This is a genomic window from Mesorhizobium sp. M0317, assembly GCF_040321555.1.
Taxonomy (GTDB): Bacteria; Pseudomonadota; Alphaproteobacteria; order Rhizobiales; family Rhizobiaceae; genus Mesorhizobium.
The window spans coordinates 19,609-40,904 of record NZ_JAMYRV010000032.1 but is presented as its reverse complement, the minus strand read 5'-3'; the positions used below and the strand labels follow the sequence as shown (position 1 = coordinate 40,904).

Below are 21,296 nucleotides of genomic sequence, written 5' to 3'. Positions count from 1 at the left end.
TTGAAGGCCGTTCAGATCATGTCCGCACGATCAGCGGAACCAGCCCTTCATGGCGGTCGGCGAGAAAGGCGACGACGCGGTCGCCGACGCGCTGGAAGGTAAGATCGACCCTCTTTTCGCCGACACCCAGATGCCTGAGCGTCAGCGTATCGATGCCGATCGGCAAACGGGGTCGAGTGACGTGGATTTCGCCGTTCCAGCCGTCGATTTCCAGACCGAGGCACGCCTGCATCAGCATGAAGGCCGAGCCTGCCGACCACGCTTGCGGCAGGCAGGCGACGGGGTAGGCGATCGGCGCTTCGCCCGGCGAGCGGGTGAAACCGCAGAACAGTTCCGGCAGTCGCATGTTGAAATGCACTGCCGATTCGAACGTACCGCTCATCAGCCGCACCACGCTGTCACGCTCGCCGAACCGCGCCAGGCCGGCGCCGCACATCGCCGTGTCATGCGGCCAGATGGAACCATTGTGGTACGACATCGGGTTGAACAGCACAGCATCGTCGGAAAGCGTTCGCACCCCCCAGCCGGAGTGGAAGGAAGCCGAAAGCAACTGGTCGGCGACCATCTTAGCCCGCGCCGGTTCGGGCAGGCCGACATAGAGCAGGTGTCCGGCATTCGAGGTGCGCACCTTGCACGGCTCTCCGGCGCCGTCGATCGCCAGCGCATAGAACCCGAGATCGTCCAGCCAGAAATCACGCTCGACGGCGATCCGCATCTCTTCGGCGCGATTTTCCCAGTGCTCGGCCTGCGCGAACTCGCCCCGGCGGCGGGCGAGAGCGGCAAGGCCCCTGAAGGCGGCGAAGACATAACCCTGCACTTCGACCAGCGCGATCGGCCCCTTGGGAATGCGCCCGTCGGCGTGGAAGACGGAGTCGAAGCTGTCCTTCCAGCCCTGGTTCGCAAGGCCGGATTCGGCAGCGCGCTGATAGGTGACGAAGCCGGTTGCGCGGCTCGCCTCTTCCGTCCACTTGGCGGCGGCGCAGAGAGACGGCCACAGGCTGGCGATGAAGTCCATGTCGCCGGTGCGTTCGGCATAGGCGCAGGCGAGGTGGATGTAGAGCGGCGTGGTATCGACGCCGCCATAGTAGCGGCCGAAAGGCAGTTCCTGCAGCGCCACCATCTCGCCCTTGCGCGTCTCGTGCATGATCTTGCCGGGCTGCGAGTCGCTGAAAGGCGATGTCTCGGTCGCCTGGTGCTGGGCGAGGAAGGCAAGCACGCCGCGCGCCAGGCCGGGGTTGAGCCATAGCATCTGCAGCGCCGAGATGACGCCGTCACGGCCGAAGGCCGTCGAAAACCAGGGGATGCCGGCATAGGGGTAGGGGCCGGTCGACAACTCGGTGGTCAGCAAGGCGACATCCGCGCGGGCGCGTTCGACCCAATCGTTGAAGACGCGACCCGAACTGTGCACCGTCGCGCCATGGCGGCGCTTGGCCCGCATGCCGAAACGGGCGCGCGCCGCGGCCGCCCGGAAGCGGTCGCGGTCGGGCGTTTCGGTCAGTTCCGCGCCGACCTCGACGTAAAGCATCTTGCTGCTGCGCTTGGTCACTGCGATGAGGAAATCCGCGCGCTCGGCGCTCAACTGGTCTGGCGGCTGCGAGAACGAGATCGCCGACACCCGCGCCAGCCCGTCCAGTCCGTCATAGCGCAGCAGCACCGAGGCAGGCGCGATCTCCGCTGCATGCGCCATTCCGCGCTTCGGCCGGGTCGAACCGCGCACCTCGAACATGTCGCGGAAATCGGCGGCAAAATGCAGCGAGACGCGGATTGCCGAATGCTCCTGGCTGTAGTTGGAAAGGGTGATGCGCTCGAACAGCCGGTCCTGCCACAACAGCCTGACGCGCTCGATATGGATGGCGCCCTGCGGGATGTCGCGGCCACCGACGCTTTGCATCGGCAAATTGGTCATATTGCTGGTGAACAGCACATTGTCCTGGCTGAGCGAGGCGCCGAGCAGCGATGTCTGCCGGCCGCCGACGGTGAGCCTGAACTCCGACAGCACCCGGGTGTCGTCACGGAAGAAACCGTCGCCCGCACCCCTGATATCGCCGTAGGCATCGGCCACGGCAAAACAGTCGCCTTGCTTTAGGGCAAACAGCCGGTGCGGCTCGCGCGGCGCGGTTTCGTCCAGGGAGGCAAGGGCCACGGCAGGGTCGAGCTTGCGCTCGTCAAGTTCGGTCATCAGTCACAAATCTCTGTTTCGGGCTCGGAACGTCCGCCGTCGTTCACGACGCTTTCGATTCAGCCGGGGCGCCGATGAGACGCGCATAGGCAGTGAGATAGTCGCGCGCCATCCTGTTGGCGGAGAACCGACTTTCGAAGACGGCGCGCACCTTTCGCCGGTCGAGTTGCAGCAAGGCCGGCACCGCGGCGACCGCGGCGTCGAGAGAATCGACGACAAATCCGGTAACGCCATGGTCGATGACTTCCGGCAACGCACCGCAGTTCCAGCCGATGGTTGGCGTACCGCACGCCATCGCCTCGATCGCGGCAAGGCCGAACGGCTCGGGCCAGTCTATCGGAAACAGCAGACCAGCGGCATTGCCGAGGAATTCAGTCTTCTCACCCTCGGCGATCTCGCCGACATAGTCGATGCGGTCGCCATCGATCAAGGGCTCGATCGTCTCATGGAAATAGCCGCGGTCATCGTCGCCGATCTTGGCCGCCAGCTTGAGCTTCATGCCCGAGCGCAAGGCGATGTCGATGGCCCGGTCCGGCCGCTTGTCGCGCGAAAGCCGGCCGAGAAAGGCAAGGTATGGTTCGCCCGCCGCCATCTCGAAGGTCGGCTGATAGAGACCCGTCGGCAGCCCGTGATGGATGGTGGCCAGCCAATTGGCATTCGCAAGCCCGGTCTTCTGGCTATGTGAGATCGAGATCAGCGGAAAGCGCGGAAAGCGCTCATAGGCTGGCGCCAGGTCGACATAATCGAGCCGACCATGCGGCGTCGTCACCGTCTTGTCCGGCATGGTCTCGAAGAACGAGAAATGCAGGAAATGACTGAGGTGAAAATGAATGATATCAAAGTCGTGGGCTCGGTTCCTCACATCGGCAAGCATCGCAAGATGCGCCGCCGTGTCCGATTTCAGTGGACGCGGATCGAGGCGTAGCGCGCGTTCGCGACCTGGTATCAGTCTGGCCGACGTCCGGCTGTCGCCGCTGGCGAACAGCGTCACCTCATGGCCGAGTTCGACCAGCCCTTCGGTCAGATAGGAAACGATGCGCTCGGTGCCGCCATAGAGAAGGGGTGGCACCGATTCGTGCAAAGGGGCGACATGGGCTATCCGCATGGTTTGAACGTGTCCCTCAAGGCAATCACGAGAGCGAAATGCATCAGCCGGCCTAACGTTCCGGACAAAAGCGGGCGTCGGCAACCCAAGCCCACCAGCGCAGATTTTTTGCAATAAGCGGAACAAACGCGCTATCCGCGAATTTAATAGGGTTGGTCCGCGCTGCGGCCGACCAGGGAGAGAACAAAATGGACCGCTTGCATTTCTTTACGCCCGTGCGCATTGCGCGCGGGCAGGGACACCCCGTCGAGGAAGTCGACAGCGTTGCCGAAGCGATGGTCTTTTTGCAGAAATGGCCATTGGGACGGCGTGGGCCTGTGTATCAATGCGCCGTGAATTGCTGCTCCGCGGCCCTGTCGGGCAGAATGTCGGCCGAAGCAGCCAGGAAGGCGTTTACGGGCTTTGCCCGCATCACCCGGCTGCTCGATGATGACATGGCCATGCCGATGGGCGGCGAAAGCATGGCGGAAGTCCACGCGCTGAGGCGCTAGACGCCGGTCCAGCCATTTGGCTATTGAACACCCGGGCTTTGGCGGCGCGGGCATCATCTTTTTCGCACCGGAGTATTCCGGCGCGGCCCTTCACCTCATGGGCTACACTGTGCTTTCATGCGGCGTTTCGCATGACCGGTGGGTGACGACCATTGACGGGCGGTCCGAACGTGGAGGGGTAGACAATGCCGAAACTGATCCTGGGAACACTCGGCGCTATCGTCATCGCCCTCATCTGGGCGGTCCTTGCCAGTTTGATGGGCGCGCCATCGATCGTGATCACGGTCGGCGCGGTTGCCATTGGGGCCGGCGTCTACACCTACGTCGACAGACGCTCGACTTGACGCGTCCCCGGTCTGCCGCGCGCTCGACCAATTGCACGCCGGTGTTGACGCGCGCGGCAGTCGCGGCGGGCATTCTTCAAGGATGAGCTTGCTGGCCGCATAGGGAGCAAAGGCGCAGACCGGGCGCCACACGTCGGACTGGGCTCCCCGAGAACTTGGGAGATCGTCAAAGATCTTTCCATCCGGCCAATGTAGATCGAAACGGCGAGTCCGTGGATTTGCCGTGGAACATCGTCGCCTCGAAACACTTCGGGCGTTGCACTGCCCCATCAGTGCACGTTCCCTTGTTCTGTTGGAACTGCCGGCTGCCGAAAGGTGGCCGGCTTTTTTGTATATAAGCGGAACCTGAAATTACGGGGCTTGTTCTGGATGCGGCAGCGAGCCCCTCGCTGCTGGTCGAGGGCCGTAACCCTTGGCCGGGCCCGCATCGCTCCGCCAGTGGTGCGGGCCCACCGTCTCCGGTTTTCGGCTGGACTCGCCGATCCATACGCTGGTCCGGCTAATGCATGTCGCTCAAAAGTGGACTCGGTTTTTGAGACAACGACACGCATAAAACAGAGATCTAAAGCGCGTCGCCTGAGCCCGTTCGGGCGCGGCGCGCTTTAAGCACAAATCATTCACAAAGCGTGGGTTCAACTGTTGCTACCCTTCTTGGCTAGATTGTGCGAATGATGACTGTCCTTTTCGCCGCCACCCCCTGAAACTCGGCTTTTGGATCGACGGTCTTCATCCGCCGGGGGCTTTTTGATCTGTAAGGGTTTTCTGGCGTTCTCGTGCGATGCGCCTGGCCCGCCCTGCCGGATCGTGTTCGGGTGTTTCTTCGATGTGGACATGATCACCGATCCTGCTGCCGGCCCTGATGAGTGGTGTTGACCTTGGTGTTGGCTTGCTGCCCTTGGCGCTCCGGATCCGGCGCTCCGTGAGTGCCGTGCTGGGCATCATCGTGGCTAACCTGTCGCCCTTCTCCCCGACCCTTCTGGCTCTGGTTCTCAGGCGGCACGGGCGGCATTTTGCTCGACATCTGCATCTCCTTGGGTTGGCATCGTGACTCCAAACCGTGATCGTGGGGGGAAGTTCCGTCTGCTTCGTCAGCACCTGTGCTTTTCGGTGCCGACGGAATCTGACTCCCAACGCGGATTTCAAGAAACGGCAGCGGCCCGCGTTACTGGTCGAGGACAGGCAATCTCTGGGCAGGTCCGCGTCGCCCCGCCAGTGATGCGGGCCTGCAATATAAACCCCAAGACTGGGCTGCTATCGCAGTTTATTGCGAGCTTCCGGCGACTTGCGTAGCGGGCTTCAGTGGCTCAATTTGGAGCGACCGAAATACAGTGCTGACCACGTTGCTGACATGATCGGTGACGAGCGCGGTGTCGCGCCTGGATCGCGGCCGCAGCCTCTGGTCCGATCTGCCTGCAGCTGATGGCAGCTAAAACGACGTCAAAAGACCTAAGTCTCTTTGATCGCTCTCGCTGCTCGCACGAGCGATGACCAGTCAGCTCCCATGGCTGCGACAAGGTCTCGAGCATCTTCGTCTGATATTCCGGTACGGTCTACGAGCTTCCGTGCCAGCAATTCGAATGCCAATTCTATGATCGTCATAGCTCAGCCCTTACGAGAGTACCCGTGACGATAGCTTGCAAATGGGTCTTCCGCATTTGCACATGTTAAGCGACCATCACGAATGTCTCAGGTACCGCAGAATGTCTGCAGGACGCGCTCATCCGGGCGTGGCGGCTCAGCATAGCGTTCCATTCCCGGCTGCTCATCGAAGGGACGGCTGACGACCGCCAGGATCTCCTCGAACGGTGTGAAGTCGCCGCCCAACGCCGCCTGGATCATCGCCTCGATGCGATGATTGCGGGGGATGAATTTGGGATTGACGGATTGCATGGCCGCCCGGCGCGTGGCCGTGTCGGCTGCTTCGCTTGCAATGCGCTGGCGCCACCGCGCCGACCAGGCATCGAATGCACCTGGATCCTTAAACAACTGCCGCGCCGTGCCTTGGCCGTCCGCAGCGTCGAGGTCATCGCCCAGGCGCCGGAAGCCGAGCGTAAAGTCCGCTTCGCCGCGAGCCAGCACATCCAGAAAGTCGGCAGCGAGCTGCAAGTCGCCTTCCGCTTCGGTCAGCAGTCCGAGTTTTCTGCGGAAGCCGCGCTGCAACACAGCCTCATAGGAGGCCTGGAACGACCTCAGCACCTCTTCCGCTTCAGACACTGCTTCATTCTCGTCCGTGCTCATGAGCGGCAGCAGGGTCTCGGCAAAGCGCGCAAGGTTCCATGTGGCGACACGAGGCTGGTTGGCATAGGCATAGCGGCCGGCGCGGTCTATCGAACTGAACACCGCGCTGGGGTCATAGGCGTCCATAAAGGCGCATGGGCCATAGTCGATCGTCTCGCCCGAGATCGACATATTGTCGGTGTTCATGACGCCATGGATGAAGCCGACCAGCATCCAGCGCGCCACCAGGTCCGCCTGTGCGGCGACAACGGCCTCCAGCAAAGCCCGGTACGGCCGTGCTTCCCCCGCCAGCTGTGGGAAGTGACGCTGAATGGCATAGTCGGCCAATATCTTGAGCGCCTCGGTATCGTGGCGCGCGGCGAAATATTGGAACGTACCGATCCTGATATGGCTTGCCGCCACCCGTGTCAGGACGGCGCCGGGCATCCGGACCTCGCGATAGACCGGGTCGCCGGTGAGGACCGCCGCAAGGCTTCGCGTCGTCGGAATGCCGAGCGCCGCCATCGCTTCGCTGACGACATATTCGCGCAGGACAGGGCCGAGTGCGGCGCGGCCGTCGCCGTTGCGCGAGAACCGCGTTGGTCCGGATCCCTTCAGCTGGATGTCACGGCGAATGCCGTTGACGTCCACCACTTCGCCAAGCAGCAGAGCGCGCCCGTCGCCGAGCTGAGGCACGAAGCTTCCGAACTGGTGGCCCGCATAGGCCAGAGCGATTGCCTGCAAGCCTTCCGGAAATTTGTTGCCGGCCAGCATCGCCACTCCATCTGGGCTGGTAAGCAGGTCGGCATCGAGCCCGAGTTCCTCGGCGAGGGGCCGGTTGAACCGGATCAGCCGCGGTTCGGATACCGGCTTCGGATGTGTTTGCGCGAAGAAGCGCTCCGGCAGTTGCGCATAGCTGTTGCTCAGGGCAGGAAGCCCCATCTGAATGACCGGGGTTTGTTCAGCAGTCGCAGGTGACGTCATGACGAGCTGTCTCTGAAGAGGAGGGGTTCAACAGATCCCGTTTCGAGGAGCCTGTGTTCATTTGTTCATATAGGGACGCAACGTCGTTGGTGCCATCCGGATCCATCAGGCCGGCACGGGATACAAGCTGGGAACCACCCGCCTCGATTATCGAGGTTCGGGCTGCCGTGGGACGCCGGGCCGTGGCGGAATCCAGAGCTGACCCCCGCATCGCCACTGTCTCCGAACTGAGCACCCGGCAATCTAGTCAGTGCGGGCGGGCAATGCCGGGGCAGGGTCTGCCTTGGGTGGCAGCGGCTCTCTCGGGACCGCTCCCGGCGACGATGTTGAACCCGGTTCGACTCGTTCCTCGGCGATGAGCCGGGCGCCACGCTCATAGGTCAGGTAGCGCCAGAGCCACTGGATCGAGACCTGAACGCGGTGCTGAAAACCGACGAGCAGGTAGACATGGATGAGCGCCCAGGCAGACCAGGCGAACCAGCCTTTCAGTTTCAGCCTGCCCGATTCGAACACGGCAGCGTGGCGGCCGACGATGGCCGTGTTGCCTCGATTGCTGAAGACAAAAGCGGGCAGCGTGTCGCCAGCATCTATCCGGCGTGCCAGTGCCTTGCCGAGGTGCTCGCCCTGCTGCTTGGCGACCTGGGCAAGACCCGGCAATGGCTGGCCGTTCCCATCGACGACCAGTGCGACGTCGCCAAGCGCGAAGACATCGGGATGGCCGACGACCTGCAGGTCGGATTCGACCTTCACCCGACCGCCGCGGTCGAGCCCGACACCAAGCTGGGCGGCCAGCGGAGAAGCCGCCACCCCGGCGGCCCAGAGCGTCAAGGCGACCGGGATGACCTGGCCGCCGACGGTGATCTGATGCGCTTCGATCGCCTCGACCCGGTTGCCGAGCGCGACCTCGACGCCCAGGCTTTCAAGGCGCAGACGTGCATATCTGGAAAGCTCCGGGGCGAATCCGGCGAGCAGACGCTCGCCGGCTTCTACCAGTATGATCCTTGTCTTCTCGGGCCGGATGTTGCGGAAGTCGCGCGCCAGTGTGTGCCGGCTGAGTTCGGCGATCGAGCCCGCCAGTTCGACACCGGTCGGGCCGCCGCCGATAATGGCGATCGTCATCAGCCGGGATTGCTCAACTGGATCGGTAGTCCGTTCCGCGTGCTCGAACGATAGCAGCAGCCGTGACCGGATCGTGCGCGCGTCCTCGATGGTCTTCAAACCGGGACAAACCCGAGCCCAGCTCTCCTGGCCGAAATAGAATGGCTGCGAACCAGTGGCCAAGACCAGGATGTCGTAGGGGACCGTGGTCCCATCGGCCAGCACCAGTATCCTGGCCTCGGTGCCGATCTCGGTGACATCGCCGAAGAGGACCTGAACCGAGGGATAGCGGCCCAGGATCTTGCGGATGGGCTCGGCGATATCAGGCGCCGACAAGGCGGCGGTTGCAACCTGATAGAGCAAGGGCTGGAACAGGTGGTGATTGTGGCGGTCGATGATCGTCACCCCGATTTCCGCCTTGCCAAGCGCCTTGGCAACCTCCAGGCCGGCAAAGCCTCCGCCGACCACGACGATGCGCGGTGTCAGGCTCCGGCCGTGGCTGCTCTCGGTGGCGAACTGCATGCTTGATACTCCCCTATCCCTGTCCGGAAGTCATAGCCTGGCAGGAGTGCCTCGCTGCTGGCTGGAGCTACTGCTCATTCCGGCGGCATCGGTCCAGGCGAGGCATCCGGCAATGACAGGCGTCGTGCTGACCACAAGGGCGCCGCGCGCGTGAAGGGATACCAACCCGCGCCATGAGACGCGGTCGACCGCCCAGATGGTGCCGCTGGCGTCGACCCATTTGAGATGGGCGTCGGCGACTTCAACGGCCCGCATCATCGCCGCCGGTTCCATCCCGGCCCGAAAGACGATGATGGAATTGGCGGCACCGTTGAAGAACGGGCCGGCGCCGGCTGCCAATCCCGCGAGCAGGACGATGCTGGTAAGCGCTGCCGAAGCACCGCGTGCCGGTCCGCCGCGGTTGGGCAGCACCAGCACCAACACAAGCGGCACGATGCCGAAGATGACCAGCCACGCAATATCCCAGGCGAGCGGCAAGTCGCTGTTCATCTTGATCCGGTGCAGACCCAGCAGCCAGTGAAACACGACGGCATCGACGACATGCCAGACGCCGAACCCGGCGAAGGCGAGCCGCAGGATCTCCGTGGTGGTCCCGGGCCGCGCGCCGGCCGCCCTCGCGGCCACCAGCAGCACCGTGCCGGCGACGGCGAGCACATACATGAAAAGATGGAAGAGGCCGTCGGCCATGATCTGGAAGCGCAGGTCGGAACCCACCGGATCGGCGACGCCCGAGAGAAGATGATGCCATTGCAGGATCTGATGCAGGACGATGCCGTCGAAGAAACCGCCGAGCGCGAAGCCGAGCAGCAGCCAGCCGGCTCGCGTTCTCGGGTCGAGTGTCGCGGTGATCGCGTCCATGTCAGGACCACCGGCTCCAGGCCGGGGCGTTCAGTTGCCTGGGCACCGACATGTCCGGCGGCATGGGGTCATGGAGACCATGACGCGCCTCGAGCCAGAAGGCGGATATCAGCCCACCAACCACCGTAGTCAGAACCAGTGTCGCAGCAATTATCGCCAGCATGGACGTCGATCCTCAGCCGCGCAGGGTCGGCCGCGCGGAACCTAACCGCGGCTTCCGTGGAATGTTCCTACCGCCGGTTCGGTGGAGGGAACAATCAAGTTCCAGCACGGTTCGATGCTGGCGACGGACGGCTCAAGCGGAGAAGGTCATGAACGAATATACGGCGGCAGATCCGGACGGTCTCGACAGCCACCAGCCGACCGGCATCACCCGATGGCTGTTTTCGACCAACCACAAGGACATCGGCACACTCTATCTGGTCTTCGCTTTCATCGCGGGGGTGATCGGCATGCTCTTGTCGGTGAGCATGCGAATCGAGCTGCAGCAACCCGGGATCCAGTTTTTCCCCGGACTGGCGTCGATGATCTACGGTTACCAGGGCGACGCGGCGATCGACGCCGGCAAGCAGCTTTACAACGTCTTCACCACGGCCCACGCGCTGATCATGATCTTCTACACTGTGATGCCCGCCCTGATCGGCGGCTTCGCCAACTGGATGGTTCCGATCATGATCGGCGCCCCCGACATGGCCTTCCCGCGCATGAACAACATCTCGTTCTGGCTGCTGCCGCCGGCATTGATGTTGCTTTTATTGTCGATCTTCATGCCCAGCGTCCCCGGCGGCTATGGCCCTGGGACCGGCTGGTTCCTGTACCCGCCGCTGTCGACCTCCGGCCATCCCGGTCCCGCCGTGGATCTGGTCATCCTGTCTCTGCACATTGCGGGCGCCTCCTCGATCCTGGGTGCCATCAATTTCATTACGACGATCTTCAACATGCGCGCGCCGGGGATGACCCTGCACAAGATGCCCCTGTTTGTGTGGTCGATCCTCATCACCGCCTTCCTGCTGCTGCTGGCTCTGCCGGTGCTGGCCGGCGCCATCACCATGCTCCTGACCGATCGCAATTTCGGAACCACGTTCTTCGCGCCGGACGGCGGAGGCGACCCGCTGCTGTACCAGCATCTCTTCTGGTTCTTCGGCCACCCGGAAGTCTACATCATGATCCTGCCGGCGTTCGGCATCGTCAGCCAGGTGATCTCGACCTTCTCGCGAAAGCCGATCTTCGGGTATCTCGGGATGGTCTACGCAATCGTGGCGATCGGGGTGATCGGCTTCGTCGTCTGGGCCCACCATATGTACACCAGCGGGATAGGCCTCGACACGCAGCGCTACTTCACCTTCGCCACGATGGTGATCGCAGTGCCGACCGGGATAAAAGTGTTCTCCTGGATTGCAACCATGTGGGGCGGTTCGGTCAGCCTGCGGACGCCGATGCTCTGGGCCCTCGGCTTCATATTCCTGTTCACCGTAGGCGGGGTGACGGGCGTTCAACTCGCAAATGCCGGCCTCGACCGTGAACTGCACGACACATACTTCGTCGTCGCGCATTTCCACTACATACTTTCACTGGGAGCGATCTTCGGCATCTTCGCGGGCTGGTATTACTGGTTTCCGAAAATGACGGGATATCTCTACAATCCGCTTCTGGCTGGGATCCATTTCTGGACGACCTTCGTCGGCGTGAACCTCGTCTTCTTCCCCCATCACTTCCTTGGATTGGCGGGCATGCCGCGTCGCTATGTCGACTATCCCGACGCATTCGCCGGCTGGAACATGGTGTCCTCGTATGGATCGTACCTGTCGGCCGCGAGTGTCGTGATTTTCCTCTTCGGCATCTTGGAAGCTTTCTACCGGCAAAGAGCCGCCGGCATGAACCCATGGGGGCCAGGAGCTACCACATTGGAGTGGGAGCTGACCTCTCCACCCCCTTTCCATCAATGGGACAGGCTGCCGCAAATCAGATGAGGCCGGGTTGTCGAACTCCTTTGCGCAAGCCAGCCCGGTTCGCCGCTGAGGCGAACTTCAGCCTGCTGGTGGCAGACGTTGGCTGCAGCTGAGAACCGGATCGCTATCTGAAGCTGATTAACAGCACAGCGAACAAGCTTGCGAGCGCGACTGCCCAGCAGAATAACCAATTGGCGATCAGAAGAAGCGATTTGAGCACGGTGGCATGGCAGTAATCTTCGATGATCGATTGCATTCCAAGCCGCATGTGAACGCAGCTTACGAGAATGAAGCCAATAAGGGCTGGCGCGACATAGATCGATCCTACGACGCTGAGGACGGCGTCTCGAGGCTCACCGACCAGCATTATAACGACCGCGACGATGTAAATGACAAGGATCAACAGGGCAGCAGATGTCAGCCGCTCCAGCATGAACGTTTCGGTTCCGTGTTTCGCCGATCCAAGGCCCCGCACTCGAGCTAGCGGAGTTCTGATTGAGGGTCTGTCAGCCATGGCGTTTCCCCAAAACTACTTGGTTGCCTTGCGCGCAACTCAAGCTGTTGCTGTTTCGATGCCCGGGCCGTCGGTGCCGACGGATAGTGGGCAAGCACGGTCTCCAGTCGAACAAGGCGGGCTTTGTGGGCGTTCAGTTCGTATCCTGAACGCCATCCAATTTGCCTGGGTCTGCCATCTCTGCATAGCTCGCTTTCAAGCAGCGAGATACGAAGGCGGACCGCGTCGATCTCCTTGACGAGCGCGGCCTTCACCGATTTTCGACTCTGCATGGCTGTAGTTCCGGTGCAAGGATGGTTCCAAACCTGACGCGTCTGGAAATGTTCCCGGGTGCCGAAGGCGTGCTGAAGATTAATGCCTCAGTGCTGGACCCGCACAATGGGTCGCCATGAGCTAAAGCCGGGCACTAGCTCAACGGGCGCGATGTGCCCGGCGAATGCTTGTGAAAACGAGCGAATGCCTGGCCCGCCTCGTCCCGAGAGATAAGTAGCCCTCAGAACAGCGACCGCACGTGGCCGAGATGACCAGAGGGTGTTCTTGGGCCAACATATGTTAACGGCCACTTTTGTTTCTCTCTCCTGCAAAAATATTTGGGCTGAAAGAGCCGGGAACTAACCGATCCTCCGGATGTTGCGGAGTTAGTCAGGAGAAACGGACTATGTCGGACAAAGAAATTCATCGGGGCGCCTCGCGTTTTCGCCCTATCCGCGTCGTGGACGCCCGCGTGTTTCGCGGGCCGCACCTCTATAGTATGACGCCAATGGTCCAGATTCGGATCGACCTCGGAGCCCTTGAGGCGTTCCCGACAGACAAACTGCCCGGGTTTTCCGAACAAATCGTCCGACTGTTGCCCGGCCTTGCGGGCCATGGCTGCAGCTATGGCGCCGCCGGCGGCTTCGTCCGCCGCATGCAGGAAGGAACCTGGCTCGGCCACGTCGTCGAGCATGTCGCCCTGGAACTGCAGAGCATGCTCGGTCACCGGGTGACACGAGGAAAGACACGGTCGGTCAAAGGCAGTCCGGGCACTTATAACGTCATGTTCGCCTACAAGGATGAGCTTGTCGGGCTGCTCGCCGGGCGCGTCGCGCTCGAACTGGTGGACAGCCTGCTGCCGGCCAATCTGCATGGTGTCGAGGGGCTCGGCGACATTGCGGAAACGCAGGGGCCATTCGAGTTCGCAGCCAGGCTGCAGCAACTCAAGCGTCTGGCCGCCGAGCGTGCCTTGGGGCCTACGACTGCTTCCTTGGTGCGCGAGGCCGAGAGGCGAGGCATACCCGCGGCGCGGATTGACGACAGCAGCCTCGTGCTGTTTGGTCACGGAAAGCATCAGAAGCGCATCCGCGCCAGTTGCAGCGACCTCACTTCCGAGATTGCGACCGAGATCGCCTCGGACAAGGACCTGACCAAATTCCTGCTGCAACAGGCCGGGCTACCGGTGCCACGCGGGGAACTGGTGCGATCGGCGCAGGACGCGGTCGCGGCAGCCGCACGGCTGGGCTACCCCGTGGTCACCAAACCACTCGATGGCAATCATGGAAGCGGCGTCAACATCGGTCTGGCAACAGAAGACGACGTCCGCTGGGGTTTCGAACAGGCGCGAGAACACAGCCGCAGCGTTATCGTCGAGCAGCATTTCGTCGGCTCGGATCACAGGATCCTGGTAATCGGCGGAAAGGTGGTGGCGCTTGCAGAGAGGGTTCCGGCCCATGTGGTCGGCGATGGCCGGAGTTCTGTCGCCGAGCTCGTCGAGGAGACGAACCGCGACCCGCGGAGGGGAGAGGGCCATTCCTCGGTATTGACCCGCATCGAAATCGACGAATGCGTCGAGCATTTCCTGTCAAAATCGCAGCTCGCCCTGACGAGCGTTCCAGCGCCGGGCCAAATGGTGCTCTTGCGGCCCACCGCCAATCTCTCCACCGGTGGGACCGCGATCGACCGGACGGAAGAAATCCATCCCGAAAACGCGCTGATCGCCAGGCGGGCGGCACAGATCGTCGGTCTCGACATTGCCGGGATCGACTTCGTCTGTCCCGACATCTCACGGCCGGTCAGCGAGACCGGCGGCGGCATCATAGAGGTGAATGCCGGTCCTGGCTTCCGCATGCATCTCGAACCCTCGTCGGGGCGCGCCCGCAACGTCGCACGGCCCGTGCTCGATCTTCTCTTCAAAGGCGGCAAGGACGGCCGGATTCCGATCTTCGCGATCACGGGAACCAACGGCAAGTCGACCACTGCCCGGATGCTGGCGCACATCCTGCAGGCGAATGGGGCAACCGTCGGGCTCACCTCCACCACCGGCGTCTACTTGAACGGCGAGCGGATCATGACAGGGGACTGCTCCGGTCCGCAGAGCGCCAGGATCGTGCTGCGCGAGCCGGGTGTCGATGTCGCGGTGCTGGAATGTGCGCGCGGCGGCATCCTGCGCGAAGGGCTTGCCTTCGATGCATGCGATGTTGGCGCGGTTCTGAACGTCCACGGCGACCATCTCGGGCTGAGGGGCATCGACACGATCGAGGACCTGGCGGAGGTGAAATCGGTCGTGGTCGAGTCCGTCCGCCGCGGCGGATGGAGCATTCTTAATGCCGACGACGTCCATACGTCGGCAATGTCGCGAGATGCCGGCGGCAGGATCTGCTACTTCTCGCTGGCGAGCAGGAGCGAGTGGCCCGGTTTCTTGCGCACCCACCTGGCGGAAGGCGGCCGCGCCGTGACGCGGGAGCCCAGCAGCGACGGCTGGGACATTTTCATCCACGAGGATGGGGAATCGATGTTCCTGATGAGCGTCGACGAAATTCCCGCGACCTTCGAGGGTTCGGCCGAATTCAACGTTGCCAACAGCCTGGCAGCCGTCGCTATGGCGCATTGCCACGACGTTCCGGCGGCAACGATCCGGGCGGCGCTGGCGGAGTTTGGCACCTCGTTCGAGCAATCTCCCGGTCGCCTCAACGTCTTCGACGGGCATGGTTTCCGCACGATCGTCGACTATGCGCACAATCCGGAAGGGCTGAAGGCGCTCGGAAAGCTCGTTTCCCACATGAGGCGCGGCTATCAGCGCACGATCGGCTTGGTCGCCATACCCGGTGACCGCCGCGATTGTGATATACGCGAGATGGGCGCGATCGCTTCGCGGATATTCGACGTCATCGTCTTCAAGGAGGATGAGCAGGAGCTGCGCGGCCGAGCCCCCGGAGCGATCGCCGGCTTGCTGCGGGAAGGTGCCTTGAACGCCGGCTGCGCCCCAGGCCGCATTCACGCCGTCTGTCCCGAGAAGGAGGCCGTCGACGTGTGTCTCAGGCTTGCACGGGAAAACGACCTTGTCGTGCTCACCGTCGACGACGTTGAAGCCGTGTGGCGGCAGGTAACCGGCTTCGGAGGCGCGACGCCTTCGAGGGGAGGGCCCGATCAGACCCATATTCGCCATCTGAGGGCTGGCTGATGTGGTCGCTGATCCTGCACGGCGGCGCCAAGGAGATCGATCCGCAAGAGGAGGAGGCGCATCGCAACGGATGCATCGAGGCACTCGAGGCAGGTCGGGCCGTCCTGGCCGGCGGCGGAACCGCGGTCGATGCCGTGGAAGCTGCCGGTCGCGTCCTCGAGGCGGACCCGACGTTCAATGCGGGATATGGAAGTGCCCTCAATTCGGACGGCGAGGTCGAGATGTGCGCTGGCCTGATGGAGGGCAGGGACTTCAATGTAGGTGCCGTCGCAGTGATCAAGGGCGTGCGCCATCCAATCAGTGTCGCGAAGGCCATGCTGCATGAGGAGCCGATCCTGCTGGCGTCGGAGGGGGCCCGGCGTTTCGCCGCCGACAAACAGCTGGAGCTTTGCGATCCGGCGGATTTGATCACGCCGCAGCAGCGCGACGCCTCCAGCAAGTCGGAGGCGAAGGATACGATCGGTGTGGTTGCCCTGGATCAATACGGGGACATCGCCGTGGGCACTTCGACCGGCGGACTGGACGGCAGTGCTCCGGGTCGTGTGGGGGATTCTCCGCAACCCGGTTGCGGCTACTATGCCGACAACCGGTTGGGAGCCGTCGCCTTCTCGGGAGATGGTGAGCATATTGCGCGAAAGGCTCTCGCGGCCCGTGTCATGCAGGCACTCTCGGCGCGGCAGGCATTGTCCTCGGGGCAGGCTGAAGGCGGCCTGGAGCAGGTGCTGAATCCCGCGCTCAAGGAAGTCGAGGCGATCGGCGGCGAAGCCGGAGCCATCGTGCTTACCGCGACCGGCGTGTCTGGATGGGCTCATAACAGCAGGGAGTTCGCAGTCGCATTCATGACCAGCGAGGACAACCACCCGCACGTTTTCCTGCGCAAGAAAGACGTGGGCAAATGACCGACAAGAAGAAAAAGCGATCCTCGAACGGTAATGCCGGAACGCTCGTCATCATCGGCGGCCACGAGGACCATGATGGCGATCGTGTCATCTTGAAGGAGGTAGCGAGCCTGGTTCCGAATGGCCGCCTGGTGCTTGCCACCATCGCGTCTCATGAGCCGGATGGCTATCTCGAGAAGTATCAGAGGTCCTTCGGTGAGCTGGGCATCAAGGATGTCATCGAGCTCTACGTCAACGACCGCCTCGAGGCAGCTCATGAAAAGAAAATAAGTGCGCTTGCAGACGTGAGCGCGGTGTTCTTCTCCGGCGGCGACCAGCTCCGCATCACCAGCCAGATCGGCGACACGCCCATCGACGAGCGGGTGCACGAAATCTATGAAGCCGGAGGCGTCATTGCAGGCACCTCCGCGGGCGCGTCGGTCATGAGCGACACAATGATGGTGAAGGGGCCGAACGCAGCGTCCTTTCGGATCGGCCACATTCGCATGGCGCCGGGACTGGGCCTGCTGCCGAACGTCATTATCGACCAGCACTTTGCGGAACGTGGCCGCATTGGGCGGCTCATCGGGGCGGTGTCGCAGAACCCGCGCGTCCTCGGCATCGGCATTGATGAAGACACCGCGATCGTGGTGAAGGGCGAGATGTTCAAGGTCATCGGCAGCGGCGCTGTCTATCTGGTCGATGCAGCCGGCGTGACCCATTCCAACATCGCGGAAGGTGAGCCTGATGCCGCCCTTTCCATCCATGATCTGAGGGTTCACGTGCTGAGCTCAGGCGACGGGTTCGATCTCGCGCTACGACGGCCGGTGGGGATTCCTTAAGACTTCGCCGCACTCAAGCTGATGGTGTGGCGCGGTCCGCGTACCGCGAAAACCGTATATGAGGCAGTTCTCCCATTTGAAGTCGCCCAACCAGGATTGTCGCGTTGTTGCGGGCCCGGCAGGATTACAGACGGCCTCTCTCGGCTCGAATCCCGCAAAGCTGAAGACCTTCGCTCACCCGGCGTTCTGCCGAGCTAGCCCCGGCGGCGACTGGCCTGAATGGCAGCAAAGGTTACCGGACGAAACCCCCATGCGTCGACGCCGACATCATGCTGGCGCGTCATCGGCTTCAGACGACCGTGCGAATGACCGTGCAGGTTTACCGACCTCTTGCCGATCTGGTTCCAGGTGCGAAAAGGATAGTGGCACAGAACCAGCAAGCTGCCCTCGACAAGAAGCTCCATGTAGTGGTGCACGCTCGCCCAGGCCGGGTCGCCAATGGTGGCGGCGCCATCATTGTTGCCAATTATCAGGTGCTTGGACCCGTTAAGAGACGACAGCAGTGAAGACACGGTCTCGGCTGGACCCTTGGCGAAATCGCCGAGGTGCCAGACCTCGTCGTTCGGGCCAACCGTTTCGTTCCAAAACGCAACCAGCGCCTGGTCATGCTCGACCAACGAGGCGAAGGGACGCCGGTCGAGGCGCAGAATGCGCGGATCGTTGAAATGCGTATCGGAAGTGAAGAAGATCATGCGCCGCGGCCGGCTGCGATGCGCGTTTGGCGGTCACCTCTAACTGCCGGAGCGCTCTTCGGCTTCATCATCGATCCCGATCGGGGCTTCCCTGAGCATCTTGAGTGCCTCTTCCTTCGTAAGGCCGCACTTGCGCGCGAAGTAGAGCGCCTCGATCGCCTTTTCGCGATCCGCCGTAGATTTTGCGTGCTGTTTGGGCTTTTTGCCCATCGTTCTCTGCCACCTTCCGAGGCCACCAAACCATCACAGTGCCGCGTTGTTCCCGTGCATGGGCTGACCTGACGGACTGCGCGAATGCCGATGTCGCCGACACCGCGCGAGCCCCCCGGACAGCGCGTATATCAGCCGGCTCGCGACAACGGTGGAGCGACTCCAACCCCGACAGCGTGAATTCAAACGAAAGCCCGCGCCGTGGGAGGGGCCGGCGCGGGCGATCGGGCTACCGATCTTGCAGCGCGGGGGTCGACCGCTGCATGGCTCGAACTGTGCAAGCGAGCATTTGTTCCGGGCCGCATGCAAAGCATCGGCGTTTCATTTGCATCCTGGGGGACACAACCAGCATTTCGCTTCAGTCCGCCGCCGATGTGGGAGGATGAATACCGCCTTGCGCTAATTCGTCCGCCCTGGACACGAAACCAACCGCGCATTGAGCGCGTAGCTTCGGCGATTTAAAAACACCTGCACTGGAATATTTCCGGGCGCATGGAACATCTCCGGCCGCTGATGTTTAGGCCAGAATGACGATGATCTCTGTTCTTACAATGATTTACTCTCTCGCCATCTTTATCGGCGCGAAGCGGCGCAACCTCTTGGTGAATGCGAAACTCGATAGAGTTTTGCGCAATATGGCTGGCGCAGAACTGAATCAACGTGGCCAGTAAACCGCAACAGCGCCGGTTCCAGTTCACAGCCAGTGTCCTCGCGGCCGCTACCTCGGTTCGCGTGGCAAGCGGCTCGGCAGGACTGCAAGGGCCACCCCCTCTGGGCTGGCTGGTGCGTGGTCGATCCGATTTCGTCGATGAGGGCGGAGCACGCTGGCTCGAATTGGGGAGCCGCGTCCACGATCCCCGCACCGGGGCACGCACCTTAGGTCCGGCCCACGCGAGTGGCTTCGGAGGACCTATCCATGAACGATGATGATCCTATAGATTCGCTCGCCAATGCAATTCGTCATCGCAGCGCAATTTTGTTTGTGGGGGCGGGGGTATCGATCAGCGTCGGACTTCCGTCTTGGGAGAAACTCATCGAGCGAATGGCAAAGGAGCTCGGCGTCGACGATGAATTTTCCACGCGACGCGATCGTTTTCAGACCTTGGCCGAATACTATCGGATTAAGCATGGCAGCATCGGACCACTTCGCAGTTGGATGGACAGAAACTGGTCTGTCGCCAAGGAACGGATCGAGAAATCGGAATTGCACCGTCTCATCGTGACGCTCGATTTTCCCGTCATCTATACGACGAACTATGACCGGAACCTGGAACTCGCTTTTGAAATCCACGGTCGAGAGTACGTGAAAGTGGCCAACGCACGGCACGTTGCGCAGGCCCGTCGAGGCGTAACCCACATCGTGAAATTTCACGGCGACTTTGACGAGGACTCTTCCCTTGTCCTCACCGAAACTGACTATCTTGACCGCCTGTCCTTCAATTCTCCCCTTGATGTCCGCTTTCGCTCGGATGCTCTCGGCAGCACGATCCTGTTCATTGGCTATAGCCTCTCCGATCCAAACATTCGGCTGCTGTTGCACCGGCTTTGGCAAACCTGGCACCGGTCTGGATATGAGAAAGATCGTCCCCCTTCGTTCATCTTCATGCCCAGCCGCAACCCTGTGGAGGAGGCCGTGCTTGGGCGCTGGGGTATTTCGGTGCTCGTTGGCGCAGGTGATGATCCTGAAGCCGGTCTGACGGACTTCCTCAGGCGTTTGGTGGAAGCGGTGGCGGTGACCTGAGGCGCGCTCCCTAGTGGACTGCAGTCGGGTTTCTCAGGTGCGCGGTGACCGACGCACCAGGCGGTGGCCGACAGGCGCCAGATCGGCGACTGTTGGAGCCACGACTTCCACAATCAATCCCGCAGCGATCATCTTGGCGTGAAGTCGATCTCCGGCGTCAATTGCCGGCAATATGCACAAACCAGGTCAATCGTCGTTTGCACATCATCCAGGCAAACAACTTCGGACGGGGTATGCATGTAACGCAAAGGCACGGAGAGCACCCCACTTGCCACGCCGCCTCGGTTCTGCTGCATGACACGCGCGTCGGTAGGGCTTGAGCTGCCCACCGCCTGAAGCTGATAAGGTAGGCCCTCTTTCTCGGCCACCGACTTCAGCAGTTTGAACACCACCGGGTTGGTGTTCGCGCCTTGAGTGATTGCCGGCCCTTTCCCAAGGTCCAGTTTGCCCTGATCCTCGGCGCGAGCGCGCGGATAGTCCATTGCCACGCCCATATCAATTGCGAGGCCGGTTCGAGGCGCGATATTGAACGCTGAGGTCATCGCGCCTCGGGAACCAATTTCCTCTTGAACCGTACCCAGGATATAGAGGCCCACGCCGGGGTGAACGCCTCCCTCCTCGGAGAGGCAGCGCAGGACCTCGGCGCCGATGAGGAGGCCGACCTTGTTGTCGAACGCTCGTCCGACAGCAAGGTTGCCCTGTAGCGCTGCAAACTCGCCATGGATAGTGACCGCGCTGCCGACCTCTACAACCTTCAGCGCTTCCTCTCGCGAACTCGCGCCGATATCGATCCATAGTTCCATCAGCGAGGGAGTTTGAGACGTGTCAGAGGCTTTGAAGGTCTGGATTGCTTTGCGACCTACGACGCCCAGGATCGGCTCCTTGCCGTGCACCCAGACACGCTGGCCGATTTCAGTAGCAACATCCGTTCCACCTATGGTGCTGAAGAAAAGAAAGCCGTCATCGTCGATGTAATGGACGATGAAGCCGACCTCATCCATGTGCCCGGCATACATGAAGCGCATAGACGCCTCAGGATTGATGATCGCCGTGACATTGCCCATGACGTCCGTCGTCAACCTGTGGGCATACGGACGAACATACTCGCGGAAAAGCTCCGCTACGGGTTGCTCAAAGCCGCTCGGCGACGGGGTCGCCACAATTTCCTTCAAGAACTTGAGTGATTCATCGCGCATCAAGCTGACTTTCACGGTTCAAGGGGTGGAGGGCCATTCG

General features: G+C 62.0%; 18 protein-coding genes. 7 read left to right on the top strand and 11 right to left on the bottom strand.

Features of this window, described 5'->3' with window-relative positions; translation table 11 throughout:
- Positions 1-16 precede the first annotated feature (16 nt).
- Together NKI88_RS21155 and NKI88_RS21150 are read right to left on the bottom strand one after the other, a co-directional pair.
- Complete coding sequence (locus tag NKI88_RS21155; protein WP_023672688.1) at positions 17-2,179, bottom strand: amylo-alpha-1,6-glucosidase; 2,163 nt, start codon at positions 2,177-2,179, stop codon at positions 17-19.
- 43 nt (positions 2,180-2,222) lie between these two features.
- Positions 2,223-3,284: a glycosyltransferase family 4 protein gene (locus NKI88_RS21150; RefSeq protein ID WP_352657013.1), complete on the bottom strand. Its 1,062-nt coding sequence runs from the start codon at positions 3,282-3,284 to the stop codon at positions 2,223-2,225.
- A gap of 188 nt (positions 3,285-3,472) precedes the next feature.
- Between NKI88_RS21150 and NKI88_RS21145 the strand changes: the two genes are divergently transcribed.
- Together NKI88_RS21145 and NKI88_RS21140 are read left to right on the top strand one after the other, a co-directional pair.
- On the top strand, positions 3,473-3,775 hold the full coding sequence (locus NKI88_RS21145) for a DUF982 domain-containing protein (protein ID WP_352657011.1): 303 nt from the start codon (positions 3,473-3,475) through the stop codon (positions 3,773-3,775).
- Positions 3,776-3,960: 185 nt separating this feature from the next.
- Positions 3,961-4,119 (top strand): hypothetical protein, encoded by a 159-nt coding sequence (locus tag NKI88_RS21140; RefSeq protein ID WP_023724403.1) that lies wholly within the window; start codon positions 3,961-3,963, stop codon positions 4,117-4,119.
- Positions 4,120-4,751: 632 nt separating this feature from the next.
- Here NKI88_RS21140 and NKI88_RS21135 read toward each other — a convergent pair.
- From NKI88_RS21135 to NKI88_RS21115, 5 genes are all read right to left on the bottom strand, one after another.
- Positions 4,752-4,952, bottom strand: a complete 201-nt coding sequence (locus NKI88_RS21135) for a hypothetical protein (RefSeq protein ID WP_352657009.1) — start codon at positions 4,950-4,952, stop codon at positions 4,752-4,754.
- A 2-nt stretch (positions 4,953-4,954) separates the two neighbouring features.
- Positions 4,955-5,140, bottom strand: a complete 186-nt coding sequence (locus NKI88_RS21130) for a hypothetical protein (RefSeq protein ID WP_023688550.1) — start codon at positions 5,138-5,140, stop codon at positions 4,955-4,957.
- 665 nt (positions 5,141-5,805) lie between these two features.
- Entirely contained in the window at positions 5,806-7,278 is a 1,473-nt protein-coding gene (locus NKI88_RS21125) for a protein adenylyltransferase SelO (RefSeq protein WP_352657007.1), read from the bottom strand.
- A 285-nt stretch (positions 7,279-7,563) separates the two neighbouring features.
- Positions 7,564-8,940 (bottom strand): NAD(P)/FAD-dependent oxidoreductase, encoded by a 1,377-nt coding sequence (locus NKI88_RS21120; protein WP_023832099.1) that lies wholly within the window; start codon positions 8,938-8,940, stop codon positions 7,564-7,566.
- Between the two features lie 30 nt (positions 8,941-8,970).
- Positions 8,971-9,798, bottom strand: a complete 828-nt coding sequence (locus NKI88_RS21115; protein ID WP_023696175.1) for a DUF2243 domain-containing protein — start codon at positions 9,796-9,798, stop codon at positions 8,971-8,973.
- Positions 9,799-10,109: 311 nt separating this feature from the next.
- On the opposite strand from NKI88_RS21115, the gene ctaD reads away from it, so the two are divergent.
- Positions 10,110-11,768, top strand: coding sequence for a cytochrome c oxidase subunit I (gene ctaD, locus NKI88_RS21110; RefSeq protein WP_352657005.1), 1,659 nt, complete (start codon positions 10,110-10,112; stop codon positions 11,766-11,768).
- A gap of 103 nt (positions 11,769-11,871) precedes the next feature.
- Here ctaD and sdhD read toward each other — a convergent pair whose 3' ends face one another.
- A complete protein-coding gene (sdhD, locus tag NKI88_RS21105) occupies positions 11,872-12,261 on the bottom strand; it encodes a succinate dehydrogenase, hydrophobic membrane anchor protein (protein WP_027050929.1) in 390 nt (129 codons plus the stop codon).
- Between the two features lie 565 nt (positions 12,262-12,826).
- Between sdhD and cphA the strand changes: the two genes are divergently transcribed.
- From cphA to NKI88_RS21090, 3 genes are read left to right on the top strand one after another with little or no spacing between them, the layout of a single operon-like run.
- Positions 12,827-15,697 carry a cyanophycin synthetase gene (gene cphA / locus NKI88_RS21100; RefSeq protein WP_352657003.1) on the top strand — a complete coding sequence of 957 codons (2,871 nt, stop codon included), beginning with the start codon at positions 12,827-12,829 and terminating at the stop codon, positions 15,695-15,697.
- Positions 15,697-16,596, top strand: coding sequence for an isoaspartyl peptidase/L-asparaginase family protein (locus NKI88_RS21095; RefSeq protein ID WP_352499992.1), 900 nt, complete (start codon positions 15,697-15,699; stop codon positions 16,594-16,596). Before cphA ends, NKI88_RS21095 begins: the two co-directional genes overlap by 1 nt.
- Complete coding sequence (locus NKI88_RS21090) at positions 16,593-17,417, top strand: cyanophycinase (protein WP_352657002.1); 825 nt, start codon at positions 16,593-16,595, stop codon at positions 17,415-17,417. Before NKI88_RS21095 ends, NKI88_RS21090 begins: the two co-directional genes overlap by 4 nt.
- A 194-nt stretch (positions 17,418-17,611) precedes the next feature.
- On the opposite strand, the gene NKI88_RS21085 is transcribed toward NKI88_RS21090, so the two are convergent.
- Together NKI88_RS21085 and NKI88_RS21080 are read right to left on the bottom strand one after the other, a co-directional pair.
- On the bottom strand, positions 17,612-18,109 hold the full coding sequence (locus NKI88_RS21085; RefSeq protein WP_023702861.1) for a hydrolase: 498 nt from the start codon (positions 18,107-18,109) through the stop codon (positions 17,612-17,614).
- Positions 18,110-18,148: 39 nt separating this feature from the next.
- Complete coding sequence (locus NKI88_RS21080; RefSeq protein WP_023672674.1) at positions 18,149-18,319, bottom strand: hypothetical protein; 171 nt, start codon at positions 18,317-18,319, stop codon at positions 18,149-18,151.
- A 916-nt stretch (positions 18,320-19,235) separates the two neighbouring features.
- On the opposite strand from NKI88_RS21080, the gene NKI88_RS21075 reads away from it, so the two are divergent.
- Positions 19,236-20,060, top strand: a complete 825-nt coding sequence (locus NKI88_RS21075; protein ID WP_023672672.1) for an SIR2 family NAD-dependent protein deacylase — start codon at positions 19,236-19,238, stop codon at positions 20,058-20,060.
- A gap of 128 nt (positions 20,061-20,188) precedes the next feature.
- Here the strand turns inward: NKI88_RS21075 and NKI88_RS21070 are convergent, their stop codons facing one another.
- Positions 20,189-21,256 (bottom strand): M42 family metallopeptidase, encoded by a 1,068-nt coding sequence (locus NKI88_RS21070; protein WP_023688539.1) that lies wholly within the window; start codon positions 21,254-21,256, stop codon positions 20,189-20,191.
- Positions 21,257-21,296 lie beyond the last annotated feature (40 nt).